The organism is Caldovatus aquaticus, from assembly GCF_019458025.1.
In the GTDB taxonomy this organism is placed as follows: Bacteria; Pseudomonadota; Alphaproteobacteria; order Acetobacterales; family Acetobacteraceae; genus Caldovatus; species Caldovatus aquaticus.
Genome location: NZ_JAHZUY010000094.1, coordinates 1 through 7,749, shown reverse-complemented (window position 1 = coordinate 7,749; position 7,749 = coordinate 1). Strand labels below are relative to the sequence as shown.

The following is a 7,749-nucleotide window of genomic DNA, read 5'->3' as shown; positions in this document are numbered from 1 at the left end:
CGCGCAGCAGCCGCCGGCGCCGACGGGCTCCGGCGCGGATGCGGCGGAGCAGACGCCGGTCGCGGGCAGCTCCAGCATCACCGCCCTGGCCGCCGCCTCGTCGCCGGCGAGGTGGGCGGCAAGGGAGCGCACCTGCTCGTAGCCGGTGGCGAGCAGGAAGGTCGGCGCGCGGCCGTAGCTCTTCATGCCGGCGGCGAAGAAGCCGGGCTCCTCCGGATGCGCGAGCGCCGCCCAGCCGTGCGGGCGCACCGTGCCGCAGGCGTGGAGGTTCGGATCTATCAGCGGCGCCAGCGCCGGCGTGGTCTGCAGCGACGGGTCGAGGGCGAGGCGCAGCTCGCCGAGGAAGGAGAGGTCGGGACGGAACCCGGTGGCGACGATCACCCGCTCGGCGCGCACGGTGCGCGGCGCCGCATCCCCCTCCCCCGCGCCGGTGACGCGCAGCGTGCCGTCCGCGTCGCGCGCGATGCGCTCGACGAGGAACGGGGCGAGCGGCGTGACCGCGCCCGATTCGACCAGCCGGCGCGCCTGCTCGCCCAGTTCGCCGCGCGCCCGCAGGGCGTCCGCCGCGCCGCCGCCGAAATTCACCGCCGCGAGCGGCCGGCGGAAGGCCCACAGCACGCGCGTGCCGGGCGCCGTCCGGGCGAGGCGCACGAGGTCGAGGACCGCGTTCATCGCCGAATGCCCGCCGCCGACGACGAGCGTCGTCCGTCCGGCATAGTGGGCGCGGGCGGCGCCGAGCACGTCCGGAATGCCGTAGGCGAGCAGCCCCTCGCGCGCCGCCGCGGCCTCTCCGGGCGCGGGCAGGCCGTGCGCGCCGGCCGGGGCGGGGGTGAACCAGGTGCCGGAGCAGTCCAGCACCGCGTCTGCCAGGATCTCCTCCACTGCGCCGTCCGCGGCGGCGACCTGCAGGACGAAGGGCGCGGCGGCGCGGCGGCCGTCGCGCATCCGGTCGTGGTGGCGGCGCGCGACCCCGAGGACGCGCGCGTTCCGCCGCAGCCGCGCGGCGATCGCGGGATGCGCGGCGAGCGGGGCGAGGTAGCGCGCGTGCAGTTCCGCCCCCGTCGGGTGTTCGTCCGGCGGCGGCGCGCGCCAGCCGGTCGGCTCGAGCAGGGCGCGGGCGGCGGCGTCGATGTTGAAGCGCCAGGGCGAGAACATGCGCACATGGCTCCAGGCGCGCACGGCGTGACCCGGCTCCGGCCCCGCCTCGAGGATCAGCGGCTCCAGGCCGCGGGCGAGCAGATGCGCGGCGGCGGCGAGGCCGACCGGCCCGGCGCCGATCACGGCGACGGGGAGGCGGCGGGGAGCGGGGCTATCGGGCATGGCGCGGTGTCAGTCCTCGCGATCGGGCGTGCAGCGGGAGGGGGCCGCGGCGGTCGCGAAGCCGCGGCAGCAGTCGCGGAGGGCGTCGGTCGCCTCCAGCCAGGCGGCGAGGGCGACGCGGAAGGCCTCGCGGCCCGCCTCGGTCAGCGCATAGACGCGGCGGCGGCGGCCCTGGACCACCTGGTCCTCGCCGGTGACGTAGCCGCCTTCCTCGAACTCCCGCAGCACCGGATAGAGCGCGCCCTCGGAGGGCGAGCAGCAGCCGCCCGTCATGCGCGCGACGGCGCGGGCGAGGTCGTAGCCGTGCATCGGGCCGTCGTGCAGGGCGCGCAGCAGGAAGAATTTGGACAGGCCCATCTTGATCGTCCCGGCCCAATAGGCACGGGAGCGGTAGTCCACGCGCGGCGAGGGGGACGCGGCCCGGCACATGAAGGAAGAATGATGCCTCTTCCCTCGATATGTCAAGGGACGATGTATGTGCCCGGCAGGACCCCGCAGCCGCGGCGCCGTCCCTCCCCCGGGGAGCGGCATTCCGCCCCCAGGGCGGCCCCCCCAAGAAGGGGATCAGGCGCGGCCGGACAGCAGCGCGCGGGCCTGCGCCTGCCAGCGGCGGACGCGCCGCACCAGCCGGGCCTCCAGCGCCTCGACCGCTTCGACCTGGCGCGGCCAGCGGGCCTGGGCCCAGGCCATGCCGCGATGGGCCCAATGATACTGGTGGCGCAGCACGAACAGGCCGAGGGCGATGAACAGCGCCCCCTGCAGGACCGGCAGGACGGAGCCGAGCACGCCGAGGCCGAGCAGCGACCAGCCGAACACCTTGCGCCTCAGGGACGGACGATACTCCATCATGCCGTGCGGGCCTCCGCGGCGACCGGCGGACGGGCTGCCGCCACGGCGAGCCGGGGCACCGGCCGGTCGGTCAGCAGGTAGAGATACTCGACGTTGCGCAGCCGGCCCACCGTGCCGACGCGCTCGCCGCGCGGGTTGTGGATGCCGATCTTCGCGCCGACGTAACGGACGTGCGGGATCTCCATCACCTGCAGGTGGCCGCCGCGCGCGCTCAGGATCGCCTCCATCTCCGCGCGCGAGAGATGGCCCTCGTCGTTGAAGGAGACAAGCAGGGCGCGGCAGCGCAGCGCGCCGACCACGCGGGCGAGCGCCGGGCCGATGCTGCGGCGGCCGTTGAAGGCGCTGACGCGGCTGCGGCAGTCGGCGCGCTTGCACGCGACCCCGTACACCTCGGGCTTGTCCCAGCGGACGATGGTCTCCCAGACGTGGTAGTTGCGCAGGTAGGAGTGCTGGTTGTAGGGCGGGTCGAGATAGGCGAGATCGGCCTCGACATGCGCCGCGATGCGCTCGGCGTCGGCGCAGGTGGCGAGGCAGGGCCCGGCGGCGGGGCGCGGGAGGAGGCGCGGCAGGCGCAGCTCGAGATCGTTCAGCGCCCGCGGCGCCCACCTCTTCATGTAGGCCATCTGCAGGCCGGCGGTGGAATCCACGCGGTCGGCGGCCTCCAGCAGCGCGGTGAGCAGCACCGCCTCCAGCTCCGGCTCGGCGGAGAGCGCCGCGATCGCCTCGCGGATCGCGTCGATCCGCTCCCCGTTCCTCGGGTGGAAGAAGCGCGCGCGCCGGCAGAAGGTCTCGGTCACGTAGCCGGGACGGCCGGGCAGGCGTTGCAGGTCGGCGAGGATGCGCCGCGCCGGCTCCGCCCAGCGCTCGGCGTCGGCCTGCACGTAGCAGGTGGCGATGGCGTGGGCGTAGGCGTTGTGGTCGTTGGCGTGCACCCGATAGCCGGCGGCCTTCAGCGCGTGCCCGACGCGCGCCGTGCCGGAGAACAGGTCGGCCACCGCCCCGCCCGGCGGCAGGACGGCGCCGATCGCGCGCAGGATGTGCGGCAGGAGCGCGCGCTTGGAGCCGATGTACTTGATCACCGCCCGCGCCCCGGCCGCCGGCGCGGCACCTCAGATGTGCAGCGCCCGCCCGTCCACCGCCAGAGCCGCCTCCTTCACCGCCTCGTTCAACGAGGGGTGCGCGTGGCTGGTGCGCGCGACGTCCTCGGCGCTGGCGCCGAACTCGATGGCCAGCGCGAGCTCGGCGATCAGCGTGCCGGCGTCGGGGCCGATGATGTGCGCGCCGAGCAGGCGGTCGGTCGCCGCATCGGCCAGCAGCTTGACGAAGCCGTCCGTCTCGCCCATGGCGCGGGCGCGGCCGTTGGCGGTGAAGGGGAACCGGCCGACCTTGTAGGCGATGCCCTCGGCCTTGAGCTGCTCCTCGGTGCGGCCGACCGCGGCGACCTCGGGCCAGGTGTACACGACGCCGGGGATCGCCTCGTAGTTCACGTGCCCGGCCTGGCCGGCGATGATCTCGGCCACCGCCACCCCCTCCTCCTCCGCCTTGTGCGCGAGCATCGGGCCGGCGATGCAGTCGCCGATCGCCCAGATTCCCGGCACGCTGGTGGCGAAGCGCCCGTCGGTGCGGACGCGCCCGCGCTCGTCGAGCGCGACCCCGGCCGCCTCCAGGCCGAGGCCGTCGACGTAGGGCCGGCGGCCGATCGCGACCAGCACGACATCGGCCCGGATCTCCTCCGCCGGCCCGCCCTCCGCCGGCTCGAGCGCCAGGGTGACGCCCTCGTTGCCCTTGCGCGCGCCGGTGACCTTCGTCCTCAGGCGGAACCTCATGCCCTGCCGGGCGAGGATGCGCTCGAACGCCTTGCCGATCTCGGCGTCCATCCCCGGCACGATGCGGTCGAGGAACTCCACCACCGTCACCTGCGCGCCGAGGCGGCGCCAGACGCTGCCGAGTTCGAGCCCGATGTAGCCGCCGCCGATCACCACCAGGTGCTGCGGCACACGGTCGAGCTCCAGCCCGCCGGTGGAGGTGACGATCACCCGCTCGTCCACCGCGACGCCGGGGAGCGGGATGCTCTCGCTGCCGGTGGCGATGACGATGTGCCGTGCCGCGTATTCCTCGCCGTTCACGGCGACCCTGCCGGGGCCGAGGATGCGGCCCTCGCCCTTCAGCCAGGCGACCTTGTTCTTGCGGAAGAGGAACTCCACCCCGCGCACGTTGGCGCTCACCACCTCCGCCTTGCGCGCCTGCATGCGGCCGAGGTCGAGCGTCACGCCGGCGACGCCGATGCCGTGGTCCGCGAGCCTATGCCGCGCCTCCTCGTACCGCTCGGAGGACTGCAGCAGCGCCTTGGAGGGGATGCAGCCGATGTTGAGGCAGGTGCCGCCGAGCGTCTCCCGCTTCTCCACGCAGGCGACCTTCATGCCGAGCTGGGCGGCGCGCAGCGCGCAGACATAGCCGCCGGGACCGGCGCCGATGACGATCACGTCGAAGGAATCGGGCATGCGAAGGGGTATCCTGGCCAGGAACGCGGCCGGACAGTGGCCCGCGCGGCGCCGCGGATCAAGCGTGCGGCCCGCCGGCGCAGCGCGGCGTGCGCCGACCGCGACGCCCGCCGCCCGGCGGGAGGATCGCGCGCCCCGACCCGCACGAGCGGCTTGCGCCGGGCGCGGCGGGAGCGGAGCATGACGCCGACGGCCGATCCTCCGGGTCGCCCGGAGCCGGCCGCGAAGGGGAACGACCATGACCATGGCCACCATCGGCCGCCGCGCCGCCCTGGGCGCGGCACTGGCCACCGCGACGCTCGCCCGCCCTGCGATCGGGCAGGGACGGTTCCCGAACCGCCCGGTGCGGTTCCTGATCCCCTGGGCGCCGGGCGGCGTGCTCGACGGCTTCATGCGCCTGCAGGCCGAGCTGTTCCAGCAGGAGACCGGCCAGCCGCTGGTGATCGAGAACCGGCCCGGCGCGCGCGGCACGCTGGCGGCGCAGTTCCTCGTCTCCCAGGCGCGGCCGGACGGCTACACCATCGCCCACCACCACCTCTCGGTGATCCGCCACCCCTTCCTGACGAAGCGGCCGACCTGGCACCCGGTGGACGACTTCACCTACATCATGCAGCAGTCGGGATTCGTGTTCGGCCACGTGGTGCATCCGGCCTCCGGGTGGAACACGCTCGCCGACATGTGGGCGGAGGCGCGGCGGCGCCCGGGGCAGCTCACCTACGGCACCTCCGGCATCGCCACGAGCAACCACCTGGCGATGGAGGAGCTGTGCGAGAAGGAGGGCGTGCGGATGACGCACGTGCCCTTCCGCGGGACTTCCGAGAACATCACCGCGCTGCTCGCGCGCCAGATCGACTGCATCGCCAACTCCAACGCCTGGGCGCCGAACGTGGAGGCGGGGCAGATGCGGCTGCTCGCGGTCTGGACGCGGGAGCGGCTGCGCGCCTTCCCGGAGGCGCCGACCCTGCTCGAGCTCGGCTACGGGATGGTGGTGACCTCGCCCTACGGCATCGCCGGGCCGAAGGGCATGGACCCGGAGATCGTGGAGCGGCTGCACCAGCTCTTCCGCAAGACCCAAGCGCATCCGCGGGTACAGGAGTTCATGGCGCGCAACGACATGCCGGACGAGTATCTCGGGCCGGCGGACTACACGCGGTTCGCGCGCGAGCGGGCGGAATACGAGCAGCGGATGGTGACGCGGCTCGGCCTCAGCATCGACTAGAGCCGTTGTGGCCAGGCCCCGCGCCGCCGGGCCTCCGCCGCGTGGCGGCGCACGCGCGCGCGGTCCGGCCTGTCTTCGGAAGGCTCATGGACAGGCCGGCCGTCGAGATTCCGGTACGTCCGGTCCTCGAGGTCGGGATGCACGCGGAAGACGAGGCGGCCCTTACGCTCCTCCAGGAGCGCGAGGCCGGCGTCGAACAGGCGGTGCAGGTCGGCGCGCAGCACCGGGCCGTTGTCGTGGGCGTGGCTCGGGCGCTCGGCGTAGCGGTCTATGTGGCAGGCTTCCAGGACCTCTGCGACCGGGCATCGCGTCACGGCGCAGCATCCGCCATAGAGCTCGAGCAGGCGCGTGCGGAACTCCTGCTGCCAGTCCCGCCTCAGACGCGTCACCATGCGCCCCAGCGGCTCTTTCTCGGGGCCCCGCGGTTTGCGACGCCCTTCGCCCTTGCCCCGGCGCCAGGCGTCGCCCCAGGGCCCCGCGTCCCGCTCCAGCGCCCGCTGCAGATTCGGGACCGGGCTCAAGACCAGGTGGCCGAGCGGGTGCCACCCCTCGTCCCATTGGAACGTGACGCCTACCCACACGGTCTTCCGCCGCCCTTGCCTGAAGCCGAGCGCCGCCGCGAAGCCCCGCGCGAGGTTCGCATTGGCCGCATTGCCGACGGCGACGGGCCTGGCCGCGGAAGGCGCGAGCAACCGGCCGAGCTCGGGGGCCGTCAGCCCCCGGGGTTGGCGGCGTAGGCCGCGAGCAGGCGCCTCCGCGCCGGCGTCAGCCGGACCTTCCGCAGCGCCGCCGCGAACTCGGCCGCGGACAGGCGCTGCCCCGTGTCCCAGGTCAGGACCCGAGGACGCCGCCGCTCCGCCATCGCCCGGCCCGGATCACAGATCGAGCATCAGCCGCCGCGGGTCCTCGACCGCCTCCTTCACCCGCACGAGGAAGCTCACCGCCTCCTTGCCGTCCACGATGCGGTGGTCGTAGGTGAGGGCGAGATACATCATCGGCCGCACCTCGATCTTGCCGCCCACCGCCACCGGCCGGTCCTGGATCTTGTGCATCCCGAGGATGCCGGACTGCGGCGGGTTGAGGATCGGGGTGCTGAGCAGGCTGCCGTAGATGCCGCCGTTGGTGATGGTGAAAGTGCCGCCCGAAAGCTCCTCCAGCTTCAGCGCGCCGTCGCGCGCGCGTTTGCCGAAATCGGCGATGCGCTTCTCGATCTCGGCGAAGCTCATGCGGTCGGCGTGGCGCAGCACCGGCACGACGAGGCCGGAGGGCCCGCCCACCGCGATGCCCATGTGCACGAAGTTCTTGTAGATGATGTCCTCGCCCTCGATCTCGGCGTTGACGGCGGGGAACTCCTTCAGCGCGGCGACGCAGGCCTTGACGAAGAAGGACATGAAGCCGAGCCGCACGCCGTGGCGCTTCTCGAACGCCTCGCGGTACTCGTTGCGCAGCGCCATCACCGCCGACATGTCCGCCTCGTTGAAGGTGGTGAGCATGGCGGCGGTGTTCTGCGCCTCCTTCAGGCGGCGCGCGATGGTCTGGCGCAGGCGCGTCATGCGCACGCGCTCCTCGCCCTCCTCGAGCGGGCGCGGCGCCGGCTTCGCGGCGGGGGCGGGCGCCTGCGGCGCGGCGGCGACGCGCTGCAGGTAGGCGAGCACGTCGCCCTTGGTGATGCGCCCGTCCTTGCCGGTGCCGGGGCCGATCTGCTCCGAGGTGACGCGGGTCTCCGCCATCAGCCGGGCGGCGGCGGGCATGGGCGCGTGCTCGCCGGGCCGCGCGACGGGGCCGGCCGGCACGCGCGGCACCTCGAGCTGCGGGCGCGCCGGCGCGGCGGCGGCCGGGGCGGGCGCCGCGGCCGGGGCC

General features: G+C 74.3%; 8 protein-coding genes. 1 reads left to right on the top strand and 7 read right to left on the bottom strand.

The annotated features are described in order from the left end of the window. The 5 genes from K1J50_RS18065 to lpdA form a co-directional block, all read right to left on the bottom strand. Positions 1-1,320: FAD-dependent oxidoreductase (locus K1J50_RS18065; RefSeq protein ID WP_220119149.1), on the bottom strand; the 1,320-nt coding region annotated here is incomplete at its 3' end. 9 nt (positions 1,321-1,329) lie between these two features. Continuing rightward, complete coding sequence (locus tag K1J50_RS18060; RefSeq protein WP_255575447.1) at positions 1,330-1,749, bottom strand: PadR family transcriptional regulator; 420 nt, start codon at positions 1,747-1,749, stop codon at positions 1,330-1,332. A gap of 135 nt (positions 1,750-1,884) precedes the next feature. Next, a complete protein-coding gene (locus K1J50_RS18055) occupies positions 1,885-2,169 on the bottom strand; it encodes a PGPGW domain-containing protein (protein WP_220119148.1) in 285 nt (94 codons plus the stop codon). Beyond that, positions 2,166-3,248 carry a DNA adenine methylase gene (locus K1J50_RS18050; protein WP_220119147.1) on the bottom strand — a complete coding sequence of 361 codons (1,083 nt, stop codon included), beginning with the start codon at positions 3,246-3,248 and terminating at the stop codon, positions 2,166-2,168. The genes K1J50_RS18055 and K1J50_RS18050 overlap by 4 nt, the downstream gene beginning before the upstream one ends. A 30-nt stretch (positions 3,249-3,278) precedes the next feature. Beyond that, positions 3,279-4,670, bottom strand: a complete 1,392-nt coding sequence (lpdA, locus tag K1J50_RS18045) for a dihydrolipoyl dehydrogenase (protein WP_220119146.1) — start codon at positions 4,668-4,670, stop codon at positions 3,279-3,281. A gap of 238 nt (positions 4,671-4,908) precedes the next feature. Between lpdA and K1J50_RS18040 the strand changes: the two genes are divergently transcribed. Continuing rightward, positions 4,909-5,889 (top strand): tripartite tricarboxylate transporter substrate binding protein, encoded by a 981-nt coding sequence (locus K1J50_RS18040; RefSeq protein WP_220119145.1) that lies wholly within the window; start codon positions 4,909-4,911, stop codon positions 5,887-5,889. Here K1J50_RS18040 and K1J50_RS18035 read toward each other — a convergent pair. Both K1J50_RS18035 and odhB read right to left on the bottom strand, forming a co-directional pair. Beyond that, on the bottom strand, positions 5,886-6,281 hold the full coding sequence (locus tag K1J50_RS18035; RefSeq protein WP_220119144.1) for an HNH endonuclease signature motif containing protein: 396 nt from the start codon (positions 6,279-6,281) through the stop codon (positions 5,886-5,888). The two genes, K1J50_RS18040 and K1J50_RS18035, sit on opposite strands and share 4 nt — an antisense overlap. A gap of 483 nt (positions 6,282-6,764) precedes the next feature. Beyond that, positions 6,765-7,749: 2-oxoglutarate dehydrogenase complex dihydrolipoyllysine-residue succinyltransferase (odhB, locus tag K1J50_RS18030; protein WP_220119143.1), on the bottom strand; the 985-nt coding region annotated here is incomplete at its 5' end.